Genomic DNA, 25,558 nt, shown 5'->3' with positions numbered 1-25,558 from the left:
TTTTCGCCCTGTCAAAGGCCGGGCAGGCGCGCCTGCGCCCGGAGGCCTCCGAGCGGACTGTCGGCGAGCGCGAGCGCGCCTCCGTAATCCGCCGCGAGATGCGCGACGATCGACAGGCCGAGCCCGGTTCCCGGCTTCGTCTCGTCGAGCCGCTGGCCGCGCCGCGTCGCCTGCGCGCGAAATTCCGGCGCGAGGCCCGGACCATCGTCGTCTATCGTGAAGACGAGCCGGCTGCGCCCGGCCTCCGCATTCTCCAGCGACACGGACAAGCGCACCTCGCTCGCCGCCCATTTGCCGGCGTTGTCGAGCAGATTGCCGACGATCTCCTCCAAATCCTGCCGTTCGCCGAGAAAACGCAGCTCCGGCGCCGCCTCGCCGGAGAAAGCGACGCCGCGCTCACCATAGATTTTGCCGAAAGTGCGCAGCAGCGCCGCCACCACGGGCGCGACCTCCGTCGTGGCGCCGATCGCGCCGGCGCGCGCCGCCGCCCGCGCCCGCTCGAGATAGAAGGATATCTGATCGCGCATCAGCGTCGCCTGCTCGCTCACCTTTGCGGCGAGCGGCGAGGGCGCGGCGTCCGCCTCATTGACGATGACGCTGAGCGGCGTCTTCAACGCATGAGCGAGATTGCCGACCTGCGTGCGCGAGCGTTCCACAATGTCGCGATTGGCGGAGATCATCAGATTGAGCTCATCGGCCAGCGGCGCCACCTCGGTCGGATAGGCGCTTTCTATGCGCCCGCGCTCGCCGCGGCGAATGAGCGACAATTCCCGCTGCAGCAACTTCAGGGGACGCAGGCCGACGCTCACCTGCACGGCGGTGGCGAGCGCGAGCGCTATGGCGAGCAGCGAGAAGGCCACCATCAGCGACCAGCGAAATCGCGCGATCTGATGCTCCGTCTCCTCCGTCGTCGCGGCGACCTGCACCAGATAGACGCCGATGTCGCCGACATCGATGACGCGCTCGACGATGCGCAGCAAGCGCCCGTCCGGCCCCAGCGCGACGCCGCGCCGCACGCCCCCGGTCTCCGCCGGCACATGCAAATCCGAAAGCTTGGGCAGACGCGCCGCGAACAGCGAGCGCGAGGCCTTTATCTCATGCGCCTCACCGTCGAGACGGGTGATCTGCCAATACCAGCCGGATCGCGCCAGCTCGAATTGCGGATCGCCGAGCTGGCCCGGCCCGCTGCGCCCGTCCTCGCCCGATTCGGAAACATCGGCGACGATGGCGCGCAGATAGACGCCGAGCCGCTGCTCGAACACTTCCTCCGCCGTGCGACGATAATATTCGGTGAGGGCGAGGCCGGCGATCATCAACACGACGGAACTCAGCGCCGCGGCGGCGAAGAACAGCCGCGCCGCGATCGATCGCCCCGGAAAGCCCAATCGCCGCATCGCGCTTCAGCGCTTGGCCGGTTCCGGCGGCGCCGCAATATAGCCGAGCCCGCGCACCGTCTGGATGAGATCGACGCCGAGCTTCTTGCGCAACCGTCCGACGAACACCTCGATCGTATTGGAGTCGCGGTCGAAGTCCTGATCGTAGAGATGCTCGACGATCTCGCCGCGCGACACGACGCGCCCGGAATGATGCATCAGATAGGCGAGCAGCCGATATTCGTGAGAAGTGAGCTTCACCGCGGCGCCGTCGACGACGACGCGTCCCGCCTTGGTGTCGAGCCGCACGGGGCCGCAGACGATCTCGCTCGTCGCATGGCCGGCCGCGCGGCGCAGCAGAGCGCGCAGCCTCGCGAGCAGCTCCTCCATATGGAAGGGCTTGGCGACATAATCATCGGCGCCGGCGTCGAAGCCCTGCACCTTGTCGCTCCAGCGGTCGCGGGCGGTGAGAATCAGCACGGGCATGATCCGCCCGGCGGCGCGCCACTCCTCGAGCACGGTGACGCCGTCCTTCTTCGGCAGGCCGATGTCGAGCACGACGGCGTCATAGGGTTCGGTCTCGCCGAGGAAATGCCCCTCTTCGCCATCGAAGGCGCGATCGACCGCATAGCCCGCCTGCTCCAGCGCAGAGACGAGCTGCCGGTTCAAATCCCTGTCGTCCTCCACGACCAGAAGCCGCACGCCGTAATCCCCTTCTCCCCGAGCGAATCGCTTTTCAACGTTCTTTATGGCCAGCATGGGGCTGGCCGGTCGCGGCGTCGAGATAAATCCGCACCACCCGCCCGTCGCGGCGCAGCAGGCTGATCTCATAGACGAGATCGTCATTGTCGCGGCATAGCCTGGCGTTGATGGGCTCGGCATGGGCGGCGAGGCTCGCAGCCTGCATGAGCGCGAAAGGATCGCCGAGCCGCCGGTCCGCGATGAGCTGCCGGGTCTCGGCGATCGGCAGGCACTGCAGGGCCGGCCGATCCGCGGCCCAGGCGAGCGCGGATGACGGAATGGCGACCAGCAGCGCCAATATTTTCGATACAGTCGGACGCATTCTCGCTTTTCCCCGCAAAATCTATGCGACGGGCCTGCTGAACGCCGAGTGAACGCGATATGCGAACGCCTGTGGACAGGCGGGCGGCGTCGAAGCCCCTCCGACGCCGCCCGAAAGGCCTCAGCCCAGCTTCTTCTCGGGCGCGACGACCGCGATCAGGCCGCCGAGCGCGGCCCCTGCCGCGAGCACGCCATCGCCGAGCGCGCCGGGCGCGATCGAATGCACGATCGCCGCCAGCACGCCGGTCCCGGCCCAGGTCGAGGGCTCCTCGGCCCGAGCGAGCAGCCAGCCATAAGCGGAAGAAAGCGAAAGACCCATGTGTTTCGTCCTTTCGTTTGGCCGGGAGACCGCCCGGCGCGGAATTTGACGCGCGGCGAGAACCCGCGCCGCGGTCACGGATAGAGCGCGAAGGGAAGCTGATAATGCGGACCGTCGCGCAACATGCGCCAATCGCCGCCCCATTCGATCGTCACATGCTCGGCCTGCGCGGCCGCCTTCATCGCGCGCGCGATCGGATAGATATGCGGCCACGACCATTGCGGGCGGCCGTCGACGAGCGGAACGAGATCGACCGCATGTCCCACCAGCCCATATTTCGGATCCAGCGTCGGCACATGGCGACAGCGGAACGGATTCTTCAGCGCCGACACTCCGCGCGCGATCAGCGCGCGTTCACGCGCGATCGAACGCACGCCTTCGAACACGACGAATGTCTGCTCGCAGCGCGCCGAGGCGGCGCGCACCACGCGCGCGAGATCGGGATGGACGCCTGAGAGCTTCGCCTCCGAGCTTTCCTCCAAAGCAAAACCTCCGCGCGGCGCGCGACGCGCCGCGACCTTCGTATCGATCATGACGAATGTCCTTTCAGTAGAGAAGCGCCGCGAACAAAATGCGGCGTCAGACGGGCCATCCCGTCTCTATTTCGATCGCCGCGAGCGCGGCGACGTCGGACGCCGCGCCGATCGCCGTGACGAGCTGCGCCTCGCGATCGAAGCAAGATTGCACATGAGCGCGCACGCCCTGCGCGACGGCGACGAGAGTCGCATGGTCGAGCAAGACGAAATTACCGTCCGCCAGCTTCCAATTCACCGCATAATCATTGTCCAGCACGCTGGCCACCACAGCCGCAGTCAGCTTCGCCTGCGTTTTCTCGTCGGTCGGCAGGTTCATGCCGCTCGCCATCGTCCCCACCGTTTCGGCGCGCCAACGACGTTCGGCGAGCGCCGCGAGCTTTTTTATCTTCGCCTCCGCGAGCGTCGGCGTCGCGAGGGGCGTCGGCACATTGCCGTCGGCGAGCCATTGGCGATAGGCGGCGCTGTCGACGCTGTCGGCGTCGATGGGCACGACAGCCCCATCGGCGATGCGCCGAACGACGCGCGCGAGCGGCGATCCAGAAACATCGGAGATGATCGAATAGCTCATGTCTCAAATCTCCGCGGAAGCGAATATGCCCAAATCACGGATCGAACCGAGGCTCCCCATGCTCGCTGTCGTCGTCGTTATATCGAGATACCCGCCGCTACCGTTCACCCCCGCCGCCGTGATCGCCAATGCGGTCTGAAACGACCAACCGAACTGCACGATTATCGTCGCGGACGTCGTGATCATCACTGTGGGCGCCGCTCTCATCGGAACGGCGAAGGCGCCTGCGACAGAGAGTTGCGTGCTGGAAACCTGCCATCCGCCGCACCAGCCGATGATCGGCTGGTAATAGCGCTGGCACACCGCCGACTCGACGCCCGGCGGCCGTCGCTCGAACCCCGTCGCATAGCCGCCCGGTTCGAATTGCGGTCGCAGAATTGTCCCCGCGGAAAATTCGACATTGGTCTGCGCGCCCGTCGTCAGCCCCGCGACGACGAGCGGCGCGCTTCGCGTGGCCGGCGCATAAGCGCCCAAACCCGCATAGCCCGTTCCCTGCCAGACACGCGCCTGCGCCGTTCCGTCATGCGCCAGCGCATAGGCTCCGCCTTCGATCAGAACGGCTTCGATCGGCAGGATCAACGAACCGGCAGTGACCGAAAGAGTCGTATCGATCTCGCTCACCGAAAATGTATAGCTCGCCCCCGCGGCCCCTGCCTTGACGCCGTCATGGCCATATTGTCCGGCCGCGAGCGTCACCGTCCCCGAGACGGCGCGCTGGTTGACCGCGAATGCGACGTTGCGCAGGCGATTGCGAAAGGCGGCGGGCGCGCCGTCGCCCGTTCCGCTCGGAAACGCCACCCGGCCGGTCGCTCGGTCGACGATGAGCGCCTCCCGCCATGTCGTTCCATCGGCGGAGACCTTCACATGGAAATCATCGTCGCCGATCAGCCCCGTCTCCGCGCGGCCGGACCAGTTGGATTGATAGAGCTGCGAGACCGTATGGCCCGCCGCCTCTTTCACGAGCTTGACGCGCAAGTCGCCGGCGCCGCCCTCCGCGATCGTCCGCGCCGCGAATAAAACAGCATTGGCTTTCACAGAGAGCGGATTGGCCGAGTCCGCTGTTGCGCCTAGGCCTAGCAGCGCCAGAGTCTGGAGCTCGCGCAGAGCGAGCCCCGCATCCACCCAAGCCGAACCGTCGTAGAGCAACGTCGTCTGCTCGGCCTCCACATAGGCGAGCCATCCCGCTTTCGGCGTGAGGAAAACCCAGCCGCCGGCGAGACGAACGGCGACGTTCTGCTCCTTCCCGGCGAAAGCCCCGGTCGCCGTGGCGATGACGAGATATCGATCCCCTTCGGCAGGCGCGGTCGGAGGGAAAGTCCGCTTCTCGATGACGGCGAGTTGCGTCATCGCGTCGAGGAGCGCCAGCGCCTCATTGTGAGTCACATGCTTTTGCGCCTGCGCCGCGTCAATGCGGGGCAGAGCGAGATGAATCGTTTCTGTCATGGAGGCTCACTCGATGAACAGCGTCGCGACGAGCGGAAAACCCCGACCGACACGCGCGCCGATTTGAAATATCGACAATGCGAAGCTCGTCTGCGGCGCTCCGAAATCGGCGAGCTCGTCGCTCGCCGCATAGACGACGGAATCGGTCGCAGAGCTCAGCACGCGCTCGCCGCCCCCCGGAAGCGCGACGACGATGTCAAAGGCTTCGCTCTCCTCGCCGAGCGGAATGTCGAAGGGCTCCCATGCGTCGGCGTCGATTCGTCCGCGCCGCGTGAACGAGATTTCCACGCCCTCCGTGGTTCGCCACGCCTGTGCATGAGTCGGCGAATAGGGAGCCAAGGATTTGCGCGTCGCCGCGACGTCGAGCTCGACAAAGGTCGGATCGCCATGATCGCGGTCCGCGGGTCCGATTCGATAGACCCGCGCCGAATCGATCTCTGCGACATCCACTGCGAGCGGGACGATCGCATCGTCGAGCAGAACCACCGTCGCCCCCGCCGCCACGCTCCGTGACGCGAGCGAATCTTCCCCCCCGATCCCGCGCAGCAATCGCGACAATCGATAAGTATCGGCCGCGACGAGCTCCGCGCGCGTGAAAGCGAATATCTCCCAAGCGCCGTCGGCGCCGCGGATCGCCATCGCCGAGCGCAGCGCGAAAGCGCTGCCGTCGTCCACCGAGGCGAGCGCGCCCGAGGCGAGCTTCACCGTGACGCTGGCGCCATGGTCGAAACATCCAAGCGGTCCGGGCGCGAGCGCATCCAGCGTCTCGCCGATCGTCGCGCGCTTCTCGATCAGCCCGATCGACTCGAAGGACGAGCCGATCTTGCGCCAGATCGCGAGCGCGCCCGGCCAGGGGTCGGCGAAAGCCGCTACATGCGACAGCGCCATCTCTCCATCTTTCGCGATCGCAAGATCGAGAACGAGGATACGCGGAGGCCCGATCACGCCCGGAGGCGCGAGAATCCGCCGCGCGACCGCATGCGCGCAAACATCGTAGACGCTCGGATCGACAGCGCGCGCCTCGATCGCTCGCGCCGCGCCATCGGTGATCTGCGTGACCTGCAAAAGACGGCCGGGAGCGCTCGCGAGCGACACCACATCGCCCGGCTCCAACATCACGAGTCCAGGCCGCACCGAAAATCGGGCTGTCTCGCGGCCAGCCCAAATATCCTGCAACCAAATGTCGGCCAATCGCTGCGCATTGGCCCGACCGATCATCACCGCGGTCTGCGCCTCGCTGCGTCGCGACGAATAGCCCTCGAGCCGCCGCGACAACACGCGGCCCGTGCGATAGTCGAACTCCGAATCACCGAAGGACAGCGCAATCTCATGCGGCAACTCGCTCTCCTGCGCGCGCCGCAGCTCGACGAGAGTGCCGTCCTGGTTCGGAACGAGATCGCCGTCTCCGATCTCGCGCACGATCTTCGCCGCATGAGAGACGAAGCGCAGCGCTCCGCCGGAGACGATGGGCTCGAAGCCGAACAACGAAGCGAGCGGCTCGATCGCCTCGCGCGGCGACATCGCCGCATCTAGAACATAGCCGTCGACAAAGCCGTGAATCGCCGGCCGCTCGACGCGCAAGTCCCCCGTCTCGATCGTCGATGCGAGCTCAGAAACGAGCCGATCGAGCGGCGCGCCTTCTAGCCTTCCATTCAACCAATGTCCCGTCTCCCAATTCGCCGCGTCGGCCCAAACATCCGAGCAGCCCGGAAAGGCGGGAAACGGCCGCGCATCCCAGCACCAGACATGGACGCGATCCGAGTCGACCATGCGCCCGCCATAAATCGGCGAGAGCGGATTGCGCGCGTCACCGCCGGGACTCGTCGGATCGAAATGCGCGATCATCGCTTCGAGAACGCGCGCCTGCATCAAATCATCCCGTCCGCCGCGCGAGAAATAAGGAAAGCCGCCTTCCGACGAATGCGCGTCTGGAAACACATTTGGCCCATTGGCGCCGCGATCGACGGCCGGACATCCCGTCTCGACGATCCAGATCGGTTTGCTCTGCGGCGTCCAGCCCGTCGCCGCGCTCAGCTCTGCGCCGCCGACACGCTCATGATGCGCGTTTGACCACCAGGCCACGAGATCCTTGACGCGGAACATCCATGGCTTGCCGAGCGCATCCGCGATCGGCGCGCGCGTTTGCGACTGCCGATCCGCCTCGCTCGCGTAAAACCAGTCATATCCCTCGCCAGAGGCGACGCGCGCGCCGAGATAATCGATCTCATAGACGCTCGCCGCGATTTGAGCGTCGAGATGATCGACCCCATCACGCCAATCCGAGAGCGGCCAATAAATGTCGATCCCGACGAAATCGATCGCCGTCGACGCCCAGAGCCGGTCGAGCGGAAAACGAACCTCGCCCTCCTCCAGAACCTGCCCGCCATATTCTGTCCAATCGGCGGCGTAACCGATCTTCACGCCGCTGCGAACAACGCTCTTCACATCGACGGCGAGCGCTTCCAGCGCGGCGACCGCAGGAAAGACTCCCACAGCCGAGCGAATGCGCGTCAGCGCGACCAGCTCCGAGCCGATCAGAAACGCGTCGACGCCACCCGCCTCCTCGCAAAGCTCGGCGTAATGCAAAATAAAGCTACGATATTGCGCGAAAAATGCCGCGACTTGCGTCGCCGCTTCGCTGGTTCCATCCACAGCGCCGGCGCGTCCCGGCGCCGGATCGCAAGTGATGCGACCACGCCAGGGAAACGCCGGCTGCCCGGCCGCGCCGGTGCGGGGGTCCGGCAAAATATTGTCCGGCGGCACATCCATCATCACGAAAGGATAGAACACGACCGAAAGCCCACGCGCTCTCAGATCCGCGATCGCCGCGCGCACAGAAGCATCGCTCGGCGTGCCGCCGAAGGCGGCTCGTCCATCGAGCTGAGAGACGAGCCGTGCGGAAGCGCGGTTCAGCCCCGCGACCGACCAATCCGCGGGCCAATAGGGACCATACACATAGTCGAATTCGCCGATCGTCTTGAAGGTCGCGTCGACACGCGGCGCAATGCTGCAATGACCCGCGCGCAAATCGTCGCCGAACCACGACACGACGAGCGCGACGCTCTCGAGGTTTGGACAGAGCGCCTGCAGCGCGTCGATCGACGCGGTCCAGTCGCTCGCCGCCGTCGACTGATGCCGATTTTCCGCACTGGTCGCGCCGGGCGAAAAAAAGTTCAATTGCAGCGACGGCTGATAGCCCGCCTCGGTGGCGCCGGGAATGACATCGATCGCGCGAATCATCTCGCCGAGGCCGGCGACCGGCCGGGTGACCTCGAAGGTGAATTGCGGAATGCGATTGCCGAAAGAGGCGAGCGCCAATTGCTCGAACACGATATAGGCGAGCCCACGATAGGCCGGCGCATTCTCAGCGCCTTCCTTGGCGACGATCAACGGATCTGGAAGCTGCTCTTCATCGCCATTGTAGATGCGGATCGGCAGGCTCGTCATATCGAGCTCATTGCCATCCGCGAAAATGCGCCGCACGAAAGCGATCGGCCCCTCGCAGAGACCGATCGCAAAATTGGCGTAATAGGAATAAGTGACATTGACGGTCTGAGACGATCCACCGCCGCCCTTGCCGCGATTGCCGGATCCGCCGTCCAGCGAGACATTCGCCTGCTCGAGAAAACGCGTCGCCCAGATCATCTGCCCGCCGATGCGCACCCGGCCGTAGACGCGCGGAATCGCCGCGCCCTCGGTCGAGGCCACGCCGTCCATCGCCTTCAAGCGCGGCCCGACTTCGTACCGCGTGGCCGCCCGCGGCTGCAATGCAGCGTCCACCAGAACCCCGCCGACGCCGGCGAGGACATTGCCGAGAATCGAACCAACTGGCGCGATCGCCGCGCCGGCCGTCTGCAATAAGAGTGTGGCCATATGGTCCTCGAAGAGTCAGTCCATGACGCCGGGAAAGACGAAAGCGTCGACCATCCTTTTTCGCCAAAGTCCGATGGGCGCCTCCGCGACGCACGCGCCGCCATGCGCGTGGACCATGTGAGTGGCGCTGGTCGCAATGCCGAGATGTTTCGCCCGCGCGAAATCCCGGAAGCGGAACAGCAGCACATCGCCCGCTCGAAACGATCCTGCCTCGACACTCGTAAAATGCCGATGCGCGGCGAGCGACAATGTTTCTTCGCCTTCCGCCTCCGCCCAATCCGGCGAATAGGGCGGCGTCTCCTCCGGCTCCGGCCCGACGAGCCCGCGCCACACGCCGCGCACGAGACCAAGGCAATCGCAGCCGACATGAATGAGCGAAGCCTGATGCCGATAGGGCGTCCCGATCCAACGCCGAGCCTCTGCGACGATCGCCGCGCGCGCGAGCCCGCTCACCGAAAAAAGCTCCCACCATCCATCGTCGGCGCGAGCGAACTCGGATAGGACATCACGACATCATTGCCCGGCATATGTGGAAAGCCGCGAAAATTGACGATGTTCGAAAATTTGCTTTCGCAGGTCGCAGCGCTCTTGTCGCATCCTGCGACAAGAGCGAAGGTGTCTCCGGACGCGATTTCGCCCGCGAGCTGCGACCATGGCGCCAGGCTCACATTTTCACCCGACCGTCGATGTGACTTGATCGCGACGCGCGCGCCGGCATTGTCGCCGCTCGTAAACGTCAGCGAACCGCCTGTGAAAAATTCATCGTCGAACGCCCCGGCGAGAGTTGCGACGATCGCACCCCGCGCCGCGCCCAGCACGGCGCCGGTGGTACGAAACGCCGAGGCGCCGACATCCACCTTGCAACACGCATCGCCGAGATCGGCGGAACAGCCGCGTTGAAAGCTGTCACCGCGCGTCTCGTCGAATAGATGGGCGAGCGAGCGCAGCTCCGCCCGAAAAGCGAACTCGCTGCGCGCCACTTCGCCGATCGTCATCGCGTCGACGAGCAGACGATTATCGACGTCGGACCAGTCGACCAGCCATATCTCCACACCCGCCCCATCATAGAGCCCATTGGCGAGATCCCGCTCCTCGAGACCCTCCGACTGCAGCGCTCCGACGATCTCGCCGCTACCGACCGCGAGGCCGACATTCGCCTCGATCTGAGTGGCCGTCAGCCCCGAGGCCGCCCGATAAGTCACGCCTGCGAACACAAGATCGCGATCATGATCGGTAAATCCTTGGAGCGTCCCATCCTTGCGCGCGAGGCGCCAGCAATTGCAGAAGCTCGAAGCGCGAGCGTCGAGACGCTCCCGCATCGTCGACGAAACAGAACGCATCGGATTTCTCCTTCACGGAATAATTTCGACGATCGGAATTTTCGGAATCGCGCCGGCCTCGAAGGCCGAGACGTCGATCTCGAGATAATCCGTATCGAAGCGGGCGGGCACATCGAAGAGAAAGCCTGCCGTCACCGCTGCCCCGCTCGAAGGAATCGCCGACGGCGCGAAGGACACGAGGCCATTCGTCGCATCCACATCGAAATCCGCGCCCCGCGTCTTCTCGATTCCGGCGACGGCGACGCGGACGCTCTCCTCCACAGGCTTGGCGATTGCGCGCGCATAAGGCGCGAAGCTCGCGCCATAGATTTTGACCAGCTGAAATTGCGTGCTCACGCCATCGCCGACGCCGAGCGTCTGATCGACCGGCGAATGCGCTCCACCGAGCCGCGCAGAAGAACAATCAGCGCGATCACGCCAGCGAAAGCCGATAAGGCGACCACGCCGCTCTTCGAAGAAATCGATTACGACAGCGAGCTGCGCGAGCGATTTGACGCCATAGCCCGCTTCATAGCGCCGGCGCGAATGCGCCCATCGCGCATTACGCGCCTCGCGATTCGAGCCGAGCGTGACGACATCCGTGCGTCGCTCCGGCCCACCGCGTCCGTTCAACGACACATCGAGCGGAAAGCGCGTCTCGTGAAACTCCAGCATGCCGAAGGCTCCTCACAGATTGCGCCGACCGCGCGCCACTGCCCGCGCGAGCGCCGCCGAGATCTGGCCCTCCGAGCGCCGAAAGCTCTCGACGTCATGCGCCGCTATGTTGACGGTGACGGCCACGGCGTCGCGCGCGCCCTGCATCGCGACGCCGAGGCGCCCGTCCGGCCCGCGCGCGAGCGGCATGATCGCCTCGGCGCCGCGCTCGCCCATCAGCCCGATCGCGCCATTCGCGCCGAAGAAGGTCGGGCTCGCAACGACCCCGCCTTCTGCGAAAGGCGCCACGGAAGCGCCGCCTCCCGCTCCAAAGGCGCCGGAGATCAGCGCGCTCAATCCGCTCGACACGCCTTGCGCCAATACCTGCGCGCCTGCGCTCACACCGAGCTTGGCGAGCGAACGCGCTATGGAGGCGAGAGTCGTGTCGAAGCTCTTTCCGCTCACGGCCGCTCCGGCGAGTCCGCTGGACAAAGATTTTGTCGCCGAAGCGGCGACGACATTGATATCCTGCAGCAGCGACTTCGTCGTCTTCAGATCGAGCGCCTGAAACGGAAGATCGAGAGACGATTGCGCTACGCTGTCACTGCTCGTCGAATCTGTCACTTTGCATCTCCGTCTGGAAACGCTCGCATCAAGGCGGCGAGCGTGTCTCGCGAAGGCGCGCCCGCCGCGCGCCCATAAACGCCCTCCGCGGCGCACGCCAACTCACGCGGCGTCATCGCCCAGAAATCGCGAGGCGACAGGCGCAGAACGCCGAGTCCGAAAGCCATCGCCCGCGCCCAGGGGAAGGCCGGCGGCGTCAGCCGCTCGCATCCCGCGGCGCCGTAGGGTTTGCGATTTCGCTTTCTCCGAAGGTCGCCGCGAGGAGCGCGGCCGCAATTCGCACATAGTCGCCGAGCCCGCCCGCGACCGTCATGCGCGCGACGTCGTCGTCGCTCACCTCATGCCCGCCGCCGCGCAATCCACAACCGATGATGCGAATGAGATCGCGCGCCCCGAGCCGCCGCCCTTCGAAGCGTTCGGCGAGCGCGACGAGATCGCTCGCGCCGAGTCCGCTCTCGAGCTCGGCGAGCGCGCCGAGCGTGAGACAGAGGCGATAGACTTTGCCATCGAGCGCCGCCTCGACGTCTCCGCGTTTCCGATTGACCATGACGAGGCCTCAAGCCGGCGTGAAGGAGATCGCGCTCGCCGATTCGAGCGCTATGTCGAATGTCATCTCGGCGTTGTGCTCGCCGCGATAATCGAGGCTCGTGATCTGGAACGCGCCGGCCATGACGCCGAAGTCCGGAACGACAATTCGCCAATCGCGCAGCAGCCCATCGAAGAAAAGCTGGCGAATGAGCGCATCCGACGCCTGATCCTTGAAAATGCCGGTTCCCGCGAGGCTCGCACGCTTCACGCCAGCGCCATCGAGCAACTCCCGCCAACGCCCCGCGGATTCCGCATCTGTGACATCCACGGTTTCGGCGTTGAATGAGAGACGCCTCGTGCGCAGGCCGGCGACCGAGATGAAAGTCCCGCTTCCATCGTCGAGCTTCAACAGCAGATCTTTTCCCTTTTGTGCGGACATGCGAGGGCTCCAAATTTCGAAATGGCGACGTCAAAGGACTTCCGTGGTCGCGCGAAAGCGTAGATCGACGCGGGCAAAGCGGCCGTTGTGCTCGCGCCGCGTCTCGCTTCCCTGATGCCGCAGATCGACGAGATGATGGCCATCGAGCGTCAGCGGCGCCTCATCGAGCAGAGCGACGATTTTCTCGCCTATGGCGAGCCCTTCCGCCGCGCCCCGCTGATTCGAGACGATCGAGAGCGTCACGAATTGCTCGGCGCCACGGGCCTCCGCAGTCGACCAGTCGCGCAATCTCGTGTCCGTGAACAGCAGGTAGGGAGCTTCGGCGCCGCGCGGCGCCTCGTCATAGATTTTCGCGCCCCCGAGCGCGGCGAGGAGATCACCATTCGCCGCGAGGCGCGCGCGCATCGCCTTGCGTAGCGCGAGGATCGCCGAAAGACTCATTTGCGTCTCCTCATTCGATGTCCTCGCAACGACAGAGCAAGAAGCGGCGTCGACCATCCGGATCATGGACGGATTTGACGCGCAGCCTGCGGGCGCCGGCGACGAGCCGCATTTCGTTCGTCACATCCGACCGCCATCGAATATGCGCGATCCATTCGACTGCCTGCTCCTGCCGCTCGGCGACGAATTGCGCATCGGCGGAGAGCGGCGACAGCATCACCCATAGGTCGCCGACGGGCACATAGCTGCGCGTCATCGCGCCACTGTCATCCGGCGTGTCGACAGCGGCCTCGAGCGACATGCGCAACCGCATCTCGCCGATGCTTGGCGCGCTCATGTCAGGCGCTCGCGTCGAAACGGCTTGGCCAGCGCGACAACGAGCGTCGGCAGAGGCGCGCCGACATCGCCCGCGTCACCTCGATTTTCGTGCCAATGCGCGACGAGCGCGAGAATGGCCCGACGCAGCGGCTCGGGCGTGTCCGTGGCGGCGTCGCCATATCCGGCGACGACGTCGATCTCTATTCCGTCCCGGGCGCGTCCGGGTTGCGCAGGCGCATCGGCAAAGACTACGCGCCCCGAGTCGCGCGTCGCCGGCGCGCGATAGGAGGCGCCCGGCAACGTCTGTGAGACGTCCGAAGAATCGAACACGCGTATCGCCGACACACTCCGAAACGGAGCGAATGGAATGGCGAGAGTTCGGCGCCGCAACGTGTGCGGGGGCCAGGCGTCGAGTCTCATTCGCCAACTCTGCGTCACGAAGAAGCGCCGCGCATAGGCTTCGACCGTCATGCGCGCCGAGACGATCAGCGCCGACAGCAACTGATCCTCGTCGCTCGAATCGAGTCGCAGCCAGGCCTTTGCGTCGTCGAGCGACACGGGCTCGAGGGCCGGCCCGAAGAGGAGTTCTGGAACCATAAATTCGTCCATTGCGTGATTGGTGAATGCGAGCGCCGCGAGCCGCGGCGCTCGCCGCTTACGATTTAGCGGCTCACATTCAGGCCGTTCCGAACTTCAGCAGCTTGATCGCCTCGAAGTCCTGCACGCCGCCGCCGACACGCTTCGTCGTGTAGAAGAGGACGTAAGGCTTCGCGGAATAAGGATCGCGCAGCACCCGCACGCCGAGGCGATCGACGACGAGATAGCCGCGCGCGAAATCACCGAAGGCGACCGAGAAGCTGTCGGTGCCCATGTTCGGCATGTCCTCCGCCTCCACGACGGGGAAATTGAGCAGCGAGGCGGGTTGATCGAGGCTCGTCGGCGGCGCCCAGAGATATTCTCCGGTCGTCGTCTTGAATTTGCGGATCGCCGATTGCGTCTGGCGATTGAGAATGAATTTGCCATTCTGCCGATAGCCGGCGCGCAGCGCATAGACGAGATTGAAGAGCGCGTCGGAAGGATTGCTCGCGGCGAACCCGCCAGAGACGCCGGTCGCCACATAGCCGATATTGCCCCAGCTCCAACTGGCGTCTGCGACTGTCGCATAGGCGAGAATACCCTTGGGCTTGTCGGCGCCGTTGCCATTCACGAAAGCGGCGCCTTCCTGCTCGGCGAAGACGGTCTGCACTTCCTCGGCGATCCATTGCTCCACATCGATCGCGGAATCATCGAGCAGAGTCTGCGTCGCCGCCGGCATGGCGTAGAGCTCCATCGCCGGAAAGGTCAGATCGACGATCTGCTGGCTGCTCGTCTGCGGGCGGGGATCCGCCTCGGCCACCCAGCCGGCCGCCGGACCTTGCGTCGAATAGGCCTTGCGCAGCGAATGAGTGGAGATTTCGCGCACGCTGGCTATGGCGCGAACGGGCGAGAGACGCGCGAGACGACGCAATATCTCCTGCTCCGCCGGCGTCGGCACGAGATAACCGCCGTCGGGGCCCGACCCAGCCGAGAGCGCCTTCGATTCGAGCGCCTTCAATCCGACCGCTTCGCCGCTGCGCATATAGAGCGCGAAAGCGGATTTGTGCTCGCGCGCGGGCGAATCCTCGCTCGGCGCGCCGGAGAGGCGCGGGCGCGAGAGATCGAGCGCGACACGATCGATGCGACGCTTGGTCTCGTCGACAGCGCGATCGATGCGTTGCAGCTTCTCCTCGGTGAGCGCATCGACGCCCATGCGCGTCTCGATCTGCGCGAGCCGCTCGTCATTCGTGTCCTTGAAGGCCGCAAAGGCGCGGTGGAGATCGGCGAGCGCCTCCTCGCCGGAGAGCGTCTTGGTTTCGAGAGACGACATTGGCAAGATCCTCTTTCTTTTTGACGTGAAGGCGCGCGGATGCGCCGCGCGGGATGCGCGGGCGAGCGTGCGCCGGGTGGAATGAAGACGTCTCGCGAGCTGCGCCGAGCGCGGCGATTTATGCGACGACCGAGCGAATGCTCAGATGCGGAGGTTCATGGCCGCGGACACATCGTGGAGACGTCGTGGTCGGTCAGTAAACGTCGAATGCCGAGAGGCGTCGGACCTCACATGCGCGTAATGACCGCAGCGGTCCGGCGATCAGCGCCAGTCGAGAGCAATCGATGCGCGCCGCAGCTTCGTCTCGAAGCTCTGCGCGGCGCTCTGCATGCGTAGTCGCGCGAGCTTTTGGCCCAAGTTCGCCGCGGCAAGTCGCGGCGCTGCGGCGAAGGCAGGCGCAGCGTCGATACGCGCTTGCGTCAGCGCGGGAAAGGTGACGATCGAAATCTCGACGAGATCGACGGCGAGCAGTCGCCGCGCGCCAGTCGTGGGATCGCTCGCCGCGCGCAACGTGCGAAAGCCGATCGACAAACCGTCGAGCGCTCCGGCGTGGATCAGCGACTGGGCCTCGCGCGCCCGCACGACCGAGAGATCGAGCCGTCCACGCACTTTCAACCCACGCGCGTCTTCTTCGATCGTGGTCCAAACGCCGATCGGCTCCTCCGCGCGATGCTGCCACAGCATTTTGACGTTCGCGGCGCCACGCTGTCGCAAGCTCGCGGCGAAAGCGCCCGGCGCAACGATGTCGCCGCAAGCATCGCGCACGCCGAAGAGGCTGGCGTAGCCCTGGAATATCCCATCGACGCCGATCGCCGCCGGAAGCGGCGCGCGCTTCGTCTCGAGGCGCATGTCGGCGACGTGAATGTCTCGCTTCAGAGCGATAGGCATCAGGCTTTCTCCCGCGTCGCGCCGATCGCCGCCGGCCCTCCGCCGCGCGGCGCGTCGCGCAGGCGCTCCAATGCGCGCATGAATGTCTTGAACACGATTTCGGCCTCGAGACGCGGCGGCTTGCGCGGCGCGCGGCGCTTCACGAACCGAAGAGGAAAGGCAGAAAGACTCATTCATTCGCTCCCATAACGGCGGTTGAATCGGGCGAGCTCGCGCACGAAAGCGTCGAGCCGGCGCGTCGAGGCGCCGAGCTCGCGCAAGGCGCGCAGAGCAAAGAGTGTCGCCGCGCTCGCCCAAAGGAAGAGCGCGAGATGGGCGAGATCGCCGCGCTCGATGATGGAAGTGACGATCTCGGACATGGAAGACCTGCGAAGATGCGAACAGCCGCCAGCCGCTCTCGGGAGCGGTCGTCAAAGCGACTTTCGATTGTGTGATAGCGAGCAGCTCGGCTGCTTATTCGCGATCGTGTTCAGCACGACCTGGACGATCGCTCCCGTCGTCGCTCGTCCACTGCCCGCCCTCGGGCGATCCGGCGGCGACGCGCGGCTGATCCGCCGAATATTTCGTCCGCTTGCCCATCGGGCCGTAGCCCGCCGCTTCGCGCTGCTCGTCCATGGTGAGGAAAGCGGCGCCGCCGATGCGGCTCCATTCGAGCGCGCGCTCTTTGGCTAAAGCATCGATGCGGTCGGCGTCGTAATCGAAGCGGAAAGGCGCGAAGCCCGGCTGCGCCCAGGCGTGAAAGGCTTTCTGCAAACGTTGCACCAGCGGAATGATCGTCTGGCGCCAGAAGGCGCGATTGGCCTCCTCGTAATTTCGAAATGTGTTGTCGCCCGGCAGGCCGATCAGCAGCGGCGGCACGCCGAAGGCGAGCGCGATCTCGCGCGCGGCGGAGGCTTTCGTCTCGGAAAAATCCATGTCTTTCGGCGAGAGCGACAGCGCCTTCCAATCTAGGCCGCCTTCCAGCAGCAGCGGACGGCCGGCGTTGAAGGCGCCGGAGAAATTCTCCTCCAACTCCTGTTTCAATCGCTCGAACTGTTCGTCGGTGAGATGTCCGCCTTCCGGCCCGGCATAGACGAGCGCGGCCTACTTGTTCTTCTGCGAAGCGAGCGAGGCCTCGAGCGCGGCGCGTATCAGGCCAAGAAACGCCTCCGCATCGCCTTCATTGCCACTGGATATGCCAAAGCCGCCGCCGCCGCCGAGAGTCTGGTCCCAATTTGCGACCAGCTGCTCGTCGCTATAATTCCTACTCAACAGCTCGTCGAGATATGCTTTCGCGATCCGCATCTCCTCCACCGTCAATTCCACAAGGCTCGCGCGCACTGCGTCGTCCAATGTTTTGTAGAACATATGGGTGTCTTGGTGAAATGTATTGGCGATCTTGTCGAATGCGTCGGGAATGGTCATGGCCGCGCTCTATCTGTTGAAGGGAAAGGCGGATTGAACCCTGAAGCCGCGCGGCGAAGTTACATCATGCCACAAGACCACGGCAACCCACCATGTATCACGAATATCAGGCTGTCCTCGAGCGCTCGCGACAAAGGCTTCCTTGCCCGTCGGTGAATTGAATTCGGCATTGACGCGCTTGGGCTCAGTGACGCCGAGAACGCCGCGTGCGACAAGTTCGACGGTGTCTTGTTGTTGGACGATCGCCGAATTGACCAGCTTCTGCGCCGCTTCCAACGAAGGAAACGACCCGACACGCGGCGTCGTGCTGAATGGCCCCCACTCGAAGCGCTTGCTTTGAACGCGCCGCAGCAGATATTCATCGCTCTTGCCGACATGCTCACTGATGGCGTGTCCGCCATTCGCCTCCTCATCCCGCAGATCGATAAAATCGCCGACCTGCGTGACGAGCCCGCCCACATCACTCACGACACCGGCGATCGTGCTCAGCGCGACCTAGACGAGATTGCCTCCGCCGTTCCCGTCGCCTTTCGTCCATTACCCGCCCTCGGGCGATCCGGCGGCGACGCGCGGCTGATCCGCCGAATATTTCGTCCGCTTGCCCATCGGGCCGTAGCCCACCGCTTCGCGCTGCTCGTCCATGGTGAGGAAAGCGGCGCCGCCGATGCGGCTCCATTCGAGCGCGCGCTCTTTGGCTAAAGCATCGATGCGGTCGGCGTCGTAATCGAAGCGGAAAGGCGCGAAGCCCGGCTGCGCCCAGGCGTGAAAGGCTTTCTGCAAACGTTGCACCAGCGGAATGATCGTCTGGCGCCAGAAGGCGCGATTGGCCTCCTCGTAATTTCGAAATGTGTTGTCGCCCGGCAGGCCGATCAGCAGCGGCGGCACGCCGAAGGCGAGCGCGATCTCGCGCGCGGCGGAGGCTTTCGTCTCGGAAAAATCCATGTCTTTCGGCGAGAGCGACAGCGCCTTCCAATCTAGGCCGCCTTCCAGCAGCAGCGGACGGCCGGCGTTGAAGGCGCCGGAGAAATTCTCCTCCAACTCCTGTTTCAATCGCTCGAACTGTTCGTCGGTGAGATGTCCGCCTTCCGGCCCGGCATAGACGAGCGCGCCGGAGGGCCGCGCGCTATTGTCGAGCAGCGCCTTGTTCCAGAAGCTCGCGGCGTTATGCGTGTCGAGCGCCGTCTGCGCGGCGGCGAGCGGCGCGAAGCCGTAAATATCGTCCAGCGGATTGAACAGGCGGATGTGCAGGATCGGCTCTATGCCGCGGCCCTGAATCTCATAGCGCACACTGTCGCCACCCGCCGAATAGACAAAGGCCGCCGGCCAGCCATTGCGTCCCGCGACGACGCTCATGCGATCGGGCCGCAGGCAATAGGCCTCGCGCAGCAATCCATCGACGAAAGCGCCTTCCACATAGGCGTTGCCATAGAGCAGAAGATTGGAGACGAGCGCCTCGACGAAAGAGACGCTCGTATCGGAAGGATTGGGGCGCTCGACGAGACGCAGAAGCGGATGCTCGGGATTTTCGACGCGCCCTTCATAGGCGAGCCAGGGCACGGAAGCCGCGCCTTCCGCCACCATGCGAACCGCGCGATAGCAAACGGCGTTGCGTTCATATCCCGCGCGCGTCAGCGCGACATTGTTGCGCGCGGTCCATTGCGGCGCCGCCATCGAATGCAGTGAGAGCATGGCGCGCGAGGCTTTCTGCTCCGGCGTGCGCGCGCCGAAGAGGCGGGAGAGGAATGAGGGCATGAGGTTTCCGTTTTTGGTAGAGCCCCTCCCACCCCTTCTCCGCTCGCGCGGGAGAGGGAGCAGACTCGGGGCTTCATCGAAAATTCGCGCGACGCCGATCGTTAGCGCTTTCGCCGCCGCGACGTGGCGAAGTGTCGAAGAACGGATTCAGAGTCGTCGAATCCGCGGCTCGCTCGCACGCGGCGCCAGCGCCAGTGCATGAATCGCCCACACCAGAGCGTCGAGACGATCGGGGCTTCTGCCCGACGACAATCCGTCGAGCGCGAAATCGCACATCTCGTCTTCCAACGCGGGCAAGGCGCCCACATGCCGCACGCGGCCCTGCTCATAGAGCTGCGCGACCGGCGCCGCGCGCAAATATTTGCCGCGCGTCGCGCGCGCCTCCTTCACCGGGACGGAAGGATCGGCCTCGTGAATGACGGCGCGCACCATTTCGCCGCCCTGATTCACTTCGGCGATCAGCGTATCGGCCTCGAGCCTGTGATAGAGCGCGACTGCGGCACGCGCCCATTGCGCGGGGCGCGCCGTGGCGAGCGTCGCATCCTCGAGCACATGGACGATTCCGCTCGCGATCCCCGCTGCGACAATGCCGCAACGATCGGCGCGCTTGCCGGAGGAGGCCGGCGGATCGATAGCGACGACGATGCGCTCCATCGGCGGCGCATCGGCGATACGCGCCGCCTCCAGCATGTCGCGCGACCACAGCGCGTCGGCGCGTTCTTCGACGATCTCGCCGTCGAGCTCCTGACGGCCCAATCGCGTGCCGGCATATTGCGCGAAAACGCTCTCGAGAAAGGATGGCGCGAGATTGGCGGCGTTCTGCCGCGTCGCCGCGCGCGTCGTCACCACGCCTCTCTCGCTCATCAGCCGTTTCAACAAGGGAATGGGCCGCGGCGTGGTGGTGACGATCTGGCGCGGCCATTCACCCAATCGAAGCCCGAATTGCAGCATGTCCCAGCTCTCCTGCGCATAGCGCCATTTCGCGAGTTCGTCGCACCAGGCGGCGGAAAATTGCGGGCCGCGCAGGCTCTCGGGATCTTCCGCAGAGAAAGCCTGCGCGACGACGCCATTGTCGAAGGTCAGCCGCTTGCGCGAGGGCTCCCACAAAGGTCGCTCGCTGCGTCTGTGCGCAGCGAGAATTCCAGAGACGCCTTCGATCATCACATCGCGCACATGGGCGGCGCTCTCGCCGACGAGCGCGATGGGCGACAAGGGCCGCGAAGCGAATTGCGGCCGTCCGCGCGCGATGGCGCGCACCCATTCGGCGCCGGCGCGCGTCTTGCCGGCGCCGCGCCCGCCGAGGATCAGCCACACGCGCCAGGGCGCGCCGTCCGGCGCGAGCAATGGCGGCCATTGATCCTCGCGCGCGCAAAACTCCCAATCGGCGAGCAGCGTCGCGAGCTCGCGCGCGGAGAATCCGGCGATCAGCTCATCGAGCCTCCCCTTCGCCGCACATGCGCTCGAGGCGGCGAGCAAGCTCCTCGCGGAGCTCGGCCAATTCGCGGGGAGGCTCGTCGTCGAAAGCGTCTCGGCCACGCCCGTCCTCCTCTCGCAGCGCGCCAGCGTCGCGATTCATGCGCTTCAATTCCGCGAGGCTGCGCACTAGGCTCGCGAGCACGCGCGCGCTCGTCTCCATCGTCTTCGGCGCCGCCTTGGCGCCGCAGGTCGCGAGCGCGGCTTCGGCGCGGACGAATTCGCGCTCCACCGCCTCTTCGAGCCGCGCGATGAGACTGCGCGACTCCGTCTTGGACCGCGCTGGCTGCTCGGTCTCCGACGCCTTTGTAAGGGGCTGCGCGGCGCTCTTGCACTTGATCGGCGACGGCCGCATCAGCCATCCCTCGCGCACGCGATAGCGCCGGAACGCTCGTTCGCTCATGCCGAGCATCGCGCTCAGCTCGGCGAGCGGCGTGACGCCGGCGTCATAGAGAAGCTTCGCCTGTGCGACGACGTCGCGCGGGAGCGCGTCCTGCTTGCCCGCCATGCATTGGCCTCCGTAGAAAAACGCGCATCGAGCCTCGAGGACTCTCGCGCGCGCTCAGCGAATGTAGAGAGTTCGGGAATGCGCGAGAGCGCCTGAAGGCGCGCGGTCCAGTATCGCGGGCTCAGAAAAACCCGTCGAGAAACGCCGCCGTTGCGTCCGAGACGCCGACGATCTTATTCGTCGCTTGGCGATAGAATTTGAAATTGAGCTCGCTCTGCGGCTGTCCGTCCTTCCAGTCTTTGAAAGACTTCAGCTCATCGCGTCCCAGCGGCCGCGTGGCGAGCGCGTCGCGCCGTATCGTGACGCTCACCCGCGGCGTCTGGCGTTCGACTCCGGCGGTCTTGGCGACCGCCTCAGCAAAGACGACGACGCCGCACGCGACGAGCCCGGTCCCGCCTTCATTCTCGCTCGCGAAGAGAAACACCCTGTCGCCGGCGGCGATGGCCTTTCCGCCGTACATCGTCTTCTGCGCGGAGAAGACGAAAGTCGCGGCGCGCGGATCGGCGATCTCGGTTTTGATCGCGAATTCCATCTCGAAAGTCTCCCCGAGAAGCGGGGCCGCCGCCCCTCGCCCCAAGCGCAATTGTGGAGCATGGGACTTGTCTATAGGACCACCGTCCCGGTGTCAAGGAATAAATTCATATCTTCTCAGGCGCGGAAGTCCTCGCGAAAGTGGTCGATCTGGTGCATGCGTTCGTGCAGGATCGTCACAATGCCGATGTCGCCGTTCGACAGCCTTCGCCAATAGACGACATGCCTCTCGTATCGACAGAAAAACCCGTCGACGCCGAGCTCCACCGGAACCGGCCGCGACATCTCCCGATGCGTCTCGATCCTGTCGAAGGCTTCGAACAACCCGCGAATATAGCGATCGGCCTGCTCGCTTCCCCAGCGGTCCCGTGTGTAGCGATAAATCTCGTCGAGACGGAAAGAGGCGGCTTCCTGAACGCGGACGGCGGCCAAACGGTCAGCTCCGGTTTCGCGCGATCACATCGGCCGCGGTCAGCGGCGCGTAAGCAGCTTCCGGCGCGGCGAAAGCATGAGCGAGCTCGGCTTTCAATCGCTCGAAGGCCTCTTTCTCGGCTCGCTCCTTGTCGCGGCGGATCAGATCGCGAATATATTCGCTGACATTCTCATAGGCGCCATTCTCGCCCACATTCGCGGCGACGAAATCGCTCAACGCGCCGCTGACGCGAACGGTCATCGTCGTGGTTTTGGACATGGCGCCGGCCTCTCGAATGTCTGCAATATAATCAATATCGAATACGCCGCAAGCGCGCATTACGCCGCCCGGCCCTTCTTGCGCCGCGGCCAACGCTTGGGCCACAGCACGATGAAATTGGGCAGATCGTCGGTCTCCACCTCCTGCTCCCGCGCCGCCACGCGGCCTCGCACGGAGACGCCGGCGGCATGCACGCTTGCGGGGTCGCCGGTCAGCAGCGGGTGCCATTCGGGCAGCGGCTTGCCTTCGGCACGCAGGCGATAGGCGCAGGTCGGCGGCAGCCAGGCGATCCCGGCGAGCGCCTTCGAGGTGAGGCGCACGCAATCCGGCACTTTGGTCTGGCGACCGGCATAGTCGCGACAACGCCCGGTATCGCCGTCCAATAGGTCGCAGCCGACGCTGGTATGATAGATTTCCCCACTATCTTCATCCTCGAGCTTGACCAGGCAGCAACGCCCGCATCCGTCGCAGAGCTTCTCCCATTGCGCCCGCGTCAATTCGCCCAAAGGCTTCGTCCAGAACGGTTCGCCCGTCTCTTTTTCCCCGCTCGTCGTCATACTCTGTCTTCGGCCCTCGTCTGCGGCGCAGCGCGCGCTCTATTCATCCTGCCGGCGATCCTGCGGGCCGGCCATCGTCAAGGCGGCTCGAGGAGTGCTATCATCCGCCTCCCGGTTCGCATGTTCGCCCAGATGGGCCCAAGGGAGCGGCGCAATTGCTCGAACCTATTCGATCCTCGCGCTTATACAAGCGGGCCGCAAGGCTTCTGCTGGCGTTCGACGCCTATATCGACTCGAGCCTCTTCGACTCGAGCCGCGGCGCGCGCGAGGCCTATGAGAATTTTTCGGCCTTCATGAACCGCTTCCAGGTGCGCGGTCTGCGCCGGGTCGCGGTGGAGATCGGCTGCGAGTCGCTGACGCTCGCGCTCGGCGGCGGCATTGTCGCGCTCGCGCTGTCGGTCTCCGCCATGCGAATGACGAGCGACGATTGGCTGAAGAAGCAGGATCTCTCCGTCACCTTCCTCGATCGCTATGGCGCGGTCGCCGGACAGCGCGGCATCAAGCATGACGACGCCGTGCCGCTCGATCAATACCCAGATTATGTCGTCAAGGCGGTGCTCGCCACAGAGGACCGCCGCTTCTACGAGCATTTCGGCATAGACATCGTCGGCACGGGACGCGCGCTCACGGTGAACGCCCGTTCGGCGGGCGTGGTGCAGGGCGGCTCGTCGATCACGCAGCAGCTCGCCAAAAATGTCTTCCTCTCCAATGAGCGCACGATAACACGCAAGATCAACGAGGCCTTTCTCGCGCTCTGGCTCGAGCAGCGCCTCACCAAGCAAGAGATTTTGAAGCTCTATCTCGACCGCGTCTATATGGGCGGCGGCGCCTTCGGCATTCAGGCGGCGGCGGAATTCTATTTCGGCAAATCCGTGCGCGACGTCTCGCTGTCGGAAGCGGCGATGCTCGCCGGCCTGTTCAAGGCTCCGACCAAATACGCCCCGCATGTGAATCTTCCCGCGGCGCGAGCCCGCGCCAACGACGTGCTCGACAATCTCGTCGACGCCGGCTTCATGACGCAGAGTCAGATCGTCGCCGCGCAGCGCAATCCGGCGACGCCGGTCGAGCGCAAGCGCGACCAGAGCCCGGATTGGTATCTCGACTTCGCCTTCAAAGAGGCGCAACGCCTCGCCGAGGCCGGCAAATTCGGCGACGACCGCGTGCTCGTCATCCGCACCGCGCTCGATCCCAATGTGCAGAAGCGCGCGGATGAAGTGGTGGAGGAAAATCTGCGCGAGAGCGGACGCTCCTATCACGCCAAGCAGAGCGCCTCGGCCTTCATGGATCTCGACGGCGCCGTGCGCGCGCTGGTCGGCGGGCGCGACTATGGCGCGAGCCAGTTCAATCGCGCGACGGAGGCGGCGCGCCAGCCGGGCTCCTCCTTCAAGCCCTATGTCTATCTCACCGCGTTGATGAGCAATAAATTCAAGCCGACGACGGTGGTGACCGATCGCCCCACCTGCATCGGCAATTATTGCGTGCATAATTACAGCGGCGGCTACGCCGGCTCGCTGCCGCTGTCGCTGGCGCTCGCCAAATCGCTCAACACCATCGCCATTCAATTGTCGATCGCCATCGGCAATGGCGATTCTCATGCGGGCCGCGCCAAGATAATCGACACCTGCCGGCGTCTCGGCATCACCACGCCGCTCGAGGACACGCCCTCTCTGCCTGTCGGCCAGAGCGATGTGATCCTGCTCGAGCATGCGGCGGGCTACGCCGCTTTCGCCAATGGCGGCAAGAAGACGACGCCCTACGCCGCCGTGGAGGCGCGCAACAGCCGCGGCGATATTCTCTATCAGCATGATCGCGACGCGCCGCCGCAGGAGCAGGTCGTGCCTTTCGAGAAAGTCGCCGAGCTCGACACGATGATGAAGCGCGTCATCGACGAAGGCACGGGCGGCAGAGCGCAGCTCGGCCCGGGCGTCGACGTCATCGGCAAGACCGGCACCACCAATGGCTATAAGGACGCCTGGTTCTGCGGCTATACGGGCAATATGGGCGGCTGCGTCTGGTATGGGAACGACGACAATGAGGGCATGTCCAATATGACCGGCGGCACCTTGCCGGCGAAGACATGGCACGACATCATGGCCTATGCTCATCAGGGAATCGCCATCAAGCCGATCCGCGGCCTAGCCTCGCCCGCCACGCTCGCGGCGGCGGCGGCCGCTCAGCCCAAGACGGTGGAGCTCGGCGCGCCGGCGCGTCCCGCGGCGCTCTCGCGCGGCGCGCTGGATGCGCTCGGACAGATCGAATCGAAGATGAAGCTCGACGAGCTGCAGCGTCCCGCCTCCGAATCGCCGGGGGCGCGTCCCGCCGACAAGCGCGCCGATCGGCGCTGACGGATT

At 65.1% G+C, this 25,558-nt stretch carries 32 protein-coding genes and 1 pseudogene; 1 reads left to right on the top strand and 32 read right to left on the bottom strand.

Annotation, left to right across the window (positions count from 1 at the left end):
• Positions 1-11: 11 nt before the first annotated feature.
• From IY145_RS14600 to IY145_RS14445, 32 genes and pseudogenes are all read right to left on the bottom strand, one after another.
• Positions 12-1,394, bottom strand: a complete 1,383-nt coding sequence (locus IY145_RS14600; protein ID WP_196408872.1) for a sensor histidine kinase — start codon at positions 1,392-1,394, stop codon at positions 12-14.
• Positions 1,395-1,400: 6 nt separating this feature from the next.
• Positions 1,401-2,075 (bottom strand): response regulator transcription factor, encoded by a 675-nt coding sequence (locus tag IY145_RS14595; RefSeq protein WP_196408871.1) that lies wholly within the window; start codon positions 2,073-2,075, stop codon positions 1,401-1,403.
• A 34-nt stretch (positions 2,076-2,109) separates the two neighbouring features.
• Positions 2,110-2,436: a PepSY domain-containing protein gene (locus IY145_RS14590; RefSeq protein WP_196408870.1), complete on the bottom strand. Its 327-nt coding sequence runs from the start codon at positions 2,434-2,436 to the stop codon at positions 2,110-2,112.
• 120 nt (positions 2,437-2,556) lie between these two features.
• Complete coding sequence (locus IY145_RS14585; RefSeq protein WP_196408869.1) at positions 2,557-2,754, bottom strand: hypothetical protein; 198 nt, start codon at positions 2,752-2,754, stop codon at positions 2,557-2,559.
• 74 nt (positions 2,755-2,828) lie between these two features.
• The gene (locus tag IY145_RS14580) at positions 2,829-3,287 is read right to left on the bottom strand and encodes a M15 family metallopeptidase (RefSeq protein ID WP_196408868.1); all 459 of its coding nucleotides are present in this window, start codon (positions 3,285-3,287) and stop codon (positions 2,829-2,831) included.
• 46 nt (positions 3,288-3,333) lie between these two features.
• Positions 3,334-3,858, bottom strand: coding sequence for a DUF4376 domain-containing protein (locus tag IY145_RS14575; protein ID WP_196408867.1), 525 nt, complete (start codon positions 3,856-3,858; stop codon positions 3,334-3,336).
• A 3-nt stretch (positions 3,859-3,861) separates the two neighbouring features.
• A complete protein-coding gene (locus IY145_RS14570; protein WP_196408866.1) occupies positions 3,862-5,301 on the bottom strand; it encodes a DUF2793 domain-containing protein in 1,440 nt (479 codons plus the stop codon).
• Between the two features lie 6 nt (positions 5,302-5,307).
• The gene (locus IY145_RS14565) at positions 5,308-9,174 is read right to left on the bottom strand and encodes a glycoside hydrolase/phage tail family protein (protein WP_196408865.1); all 3,867 of its coding nucleotides are present in this window, start codon (positions 9,172-9,174) and stop codon (positions 5,308-5,310) included.
• A 15-nt stretch (positions 9,175-9,189) separates the two neighbouring features.
• Positions 9,190-9,627, bottom strand: coding sequence for an NlpC/P60 family protein (locus IY145_RS14560; RefSeq protein ID WP_196408864.1), 438 nt, complete (start codon positions 9,625-9,627; stop codon positions 9,190-9,192).
• Positions 9,624-10,514, bottom strand: a complete 891-nt coding sequence (locus IY145_RS14555; protein ID WP_196408863.1) for a DUF2163 domain-containing protein — start codon at positions 10,512-10,514, stop codon at positions 9,624-9,626. Before IY145_RS14555 ends, IY145_RS14560 begins: the two co-directional genes overlap by 4 nt.
• Before the next feature lie 12 nt (positions 10,515-10,526).
• Entirely contained in the window at positions 10,527-11,168 is a 642-nt protein-coding gene (locus IY145_RS14550; RefSeq protein ID WP_196408862.1) for a DUF2460 domain-containing protein, read from the bottom strand.
• Positions 11,169-11,180: 12 nt separating this feature from the next.
• Positions 11,181-11,771 (bottom strand): phage tail tape measure protein, encoded by a 591-nt coding sequence (locus tag IY145_RS14545; RefSeq protein WP_196408861.1) that lies wholly within the window; start codon positions 11,769-11,771, stop codon positions 11,181-11,183.
• Complete coding sequence (locus IY145_RS14540; protein WP_196410556.1) at positions 11,768-11,971, bottom strand: rcc01693 family protein; 204 nt, start codon at positions 11,969-11,971, stop codon at positions 11,768-11,770. The genes IY145_RS14545 and IY145_RS14540 overlap by 4 nt, the downstream gene beginning before the upstream one ends.
• Positions 11,968-12,318, bottom strand: coding sequence for a gene transfer agent family protein (locus IY145_RS14535; RefSeq protein ID WP_196408860.1), 351 nt, complete (start codon positions 12,316-12,318; stop codon positions 11,968-11,970). Before IY145_RS14535 ends, IY145_RS14540 begins: the two co-directional genes overlap by 4 nt.
• Before the next feature lie 9 nt (positions 12,319-12,327).
• Positions 12,328-12,738, bottom strand: coding sequence for a phage major tail protein, TP901-1 family (locus IY145_RS14530; protein WP_196408859.1), 411 nt, complete (start codon positions 12,736-12,738; stop codon positions 12,328-12,330).
• 30 nt (positions 12,739-12,768) lie between these two features.
• Positions 12,769-13,179: a DUF3168 domain-containing protein gene (locus tag IY145_RS14525; RefSeq protein ID WP_196408858.1), complete on the bottom strand. Its 411-nt coding sequence runs from the start codon at positions 13,177-13,179 to the stop codon at positions 12,769-12,771.
• A 10-nt stretch (positions 13,180-13,189) separates the two neighbouring features.
• Positions 13,190-13,516 (bottom strand): phage head closure protein, encoded by a 327-nt coding sequence (locus tag IY145_RS14520; RefSeq protein WP_196408857.1) that lies wholly within the window; start codon positions 13,514-13,516, stop codon positions 13,190-13,192.
• Positions 13,513-14,094 carry a head-tail connector protein gene (locus tag IY145_RS14515; protein ID WP_196408856.1) on the bottom strand — a complete coding sequence of 194 codons (582 nt, stop codon included), beginning with the start codon at positions 14,092-14,094 and terminating at the stop codon, positions 13,513-13,515. Before IY145_RS14515 ends, IY145_RS14520 begins: the two co-directional genes overlap by 4 nt.
• A 79-nt stretch (positions 14,095-14,173) precedes the next feature.
• Positions 14,174-15,403, bottom strand: coding sequence for a phage major capsid protein (locus IY145_RS14510; protein WP_196408855.1), 1,230 nt, complete (start codon positions 15,401-15,403; stop codon positions 14,174-14,176).
• A 261-nt stretch (positions 15,404-15,664) separates the two neighbouring features.
• Complete coding sequence (locus IY145_RS14505; protein WP_409455306.1) at positions 15,665-16,291, bottom strand: HK97 family phage prohead protease; 627 nt, start codon at positions 16,289-16,291, stop codon at positions 15,665-15,667.
• A complete protein-coding gene (locus tag IY145_RS14500; protein WP_196408854.1) occupies positions 16,291-16,464 on the bottom strand; it encodes a hypothetical protein in 174 nt (57 codons plus the stop codon). The genes IY145_RS14505 and IY145_RS14500 overlap by 1 nt, the downstream gene beginning before the upstream one ends.
• Positions 16,465-16,650, bottom strand: a complete 186-nt coding sequence (locus IY145_RS14495; protein ID WP_196408853.1) for a hypothetical protein — start codon at positions 16,648-16,650, stop codon at positions 16,465-16,467.
• Positions 16,651-16,867: 217 nt separating this feature from the next.
• Positions 16,868-17,371 (bottom strand): annotated as a pseudogene (locus IY145_RS14490) (phage portal protein); the annotation flags it as partial.
• Between the two features lie 3 nt (positions 17,372-17,374).
• Positions 17,375-17,695 (bottom strand): hypothetical protein, encoded by a 321-nt coding sequence (locus tag IY145_RS14485; protein ID WP_196408852.1) that lies wholly within the window; start codon positions 17,693-17,695, stop codon positions 17,375-17,377.
• A 9-nt stretch (positions 17,696-17,704) separates the two neighbouring features.
• Complete coding sequence (locus IY145_RS14480; RefSeq protein WP_196408851.1) at positions 17,705-18,163, bottom strand: RNase A-like domain-containing protein; 459 nt, start codon at positions 18,161-18,163, stop codon at positions 17,705-17,707.
• Positions 18,164-18,232: 69 nt separating this feature from the next.
• Entirely contained in the window at positions 18,233-19,447 is a 1,215-nt protein-coding gene (locus tag IY145_RS14475) for a phage portal protein (protein ID WP_196408850.1), read from the bottom strand.
• Positions 19,448-19,594: 147 nt separating this feature from the next.
• A complete protein-coding gene (locus IY145_RS14470) occupies positions 19,595-20,923 on the bottom strand; it encodes a DNA-packaging protein (protein ID WP_196408849.1) in 1,329 nt (442 codons plus the stop codon).
• Positions 20,877-21,428, bottom strand: coding sequence for a hypothetical protein (locus IY145_RS14465; RefSeq protein WP_196408848.1), 552 nt, complete (start codon positions 21,426-21,428; stop codon positions 20,877-20,879). Before IY145_RS14465 ends, IY145_RS14470 begins: the two co-directional genes overlap by 47 nt.
• 121 nt (positions 21,429-21,549) lie before the next feature.
• Positions 21,550-21,960, bottom strand: a complete 411-nt coding sequence (locus IY145_RS14460) for a hypothetical protein (RefSeq protein WP_196408847.1) — start codon at positions 21,958-21,960, stop codon at positions 21,550-21,552.
• A gap of 116 nt (positions 21,961-22,076) precedes the next feature.
• Positions 22,077-22,391: a type II toxin-antitoxin system RelE/ParE family toxin gene (locus tag IY145_RS14455; protein WP_196408846.1), complete on the bottom strand. Its 315-nt coding sequence runs from the start codon at positions 22,389-22,391 to the stop codon at positions 22,077-22,079.
• Positions 22,392-22,395: 4 nt separating this feature from the next.
• Positions 22,396-22,650 carry a type II toxin-antitoxin system ParD family antitoxin gene (locus IY145_RS14450; protein WP_196408845.1) on the bottom strand — a complete coding sequence of 85 codons (255 nt, stop codon included), beginning with the start codon at positions 22,648-22,650 and terminating at the stop codon, positions 22,396-22,398.
• Between the two features lie 59 nt (positions 22,651-22,709).
• Entirely contained in the window at positions 22,710-23,207 is a 498-nt protein-coding gene (locus IY145_RS14445; RefSeq protein WP_196408844.1) for a YcgN family cysteine cluster protein, read from the bottom strand.
• A 155-nt stretch (positions 23,208-23,362) separates the two neighbouring features.
• Here IY145_RS14445 and IY145_RS14440 point away from each other — a divergent pair, with 155 nt between their 5' ends.
• Positions 23,363-25,552, top strand: a complete 2,190-nt coding sequence (locus tag IY145_RS14440; protein ID WP_196408843.1) for a transglycosylase domain-containing protein — start codon at positions 23,363-23,365, stop codon at positions 25,550-25,552.
• The last annotated feature ends 6 nt before the right edge of the window (positions 25,553-25,558 follow it).

Source organism: Methylosinus sp. H3A (assembly GCF_015709455.1).
Taxonomy (GTDB): Bacteria; Pseudomonadota; Alphaproteobacteria; order Rhizobiales; family Beijerinckiaceae; genus Methylosinus.
The sequence above is the reverse complement of the archived record's forward strand: the minus strand, read 5'-3'. Positions and strand labels throughout refer to the sequence as shown.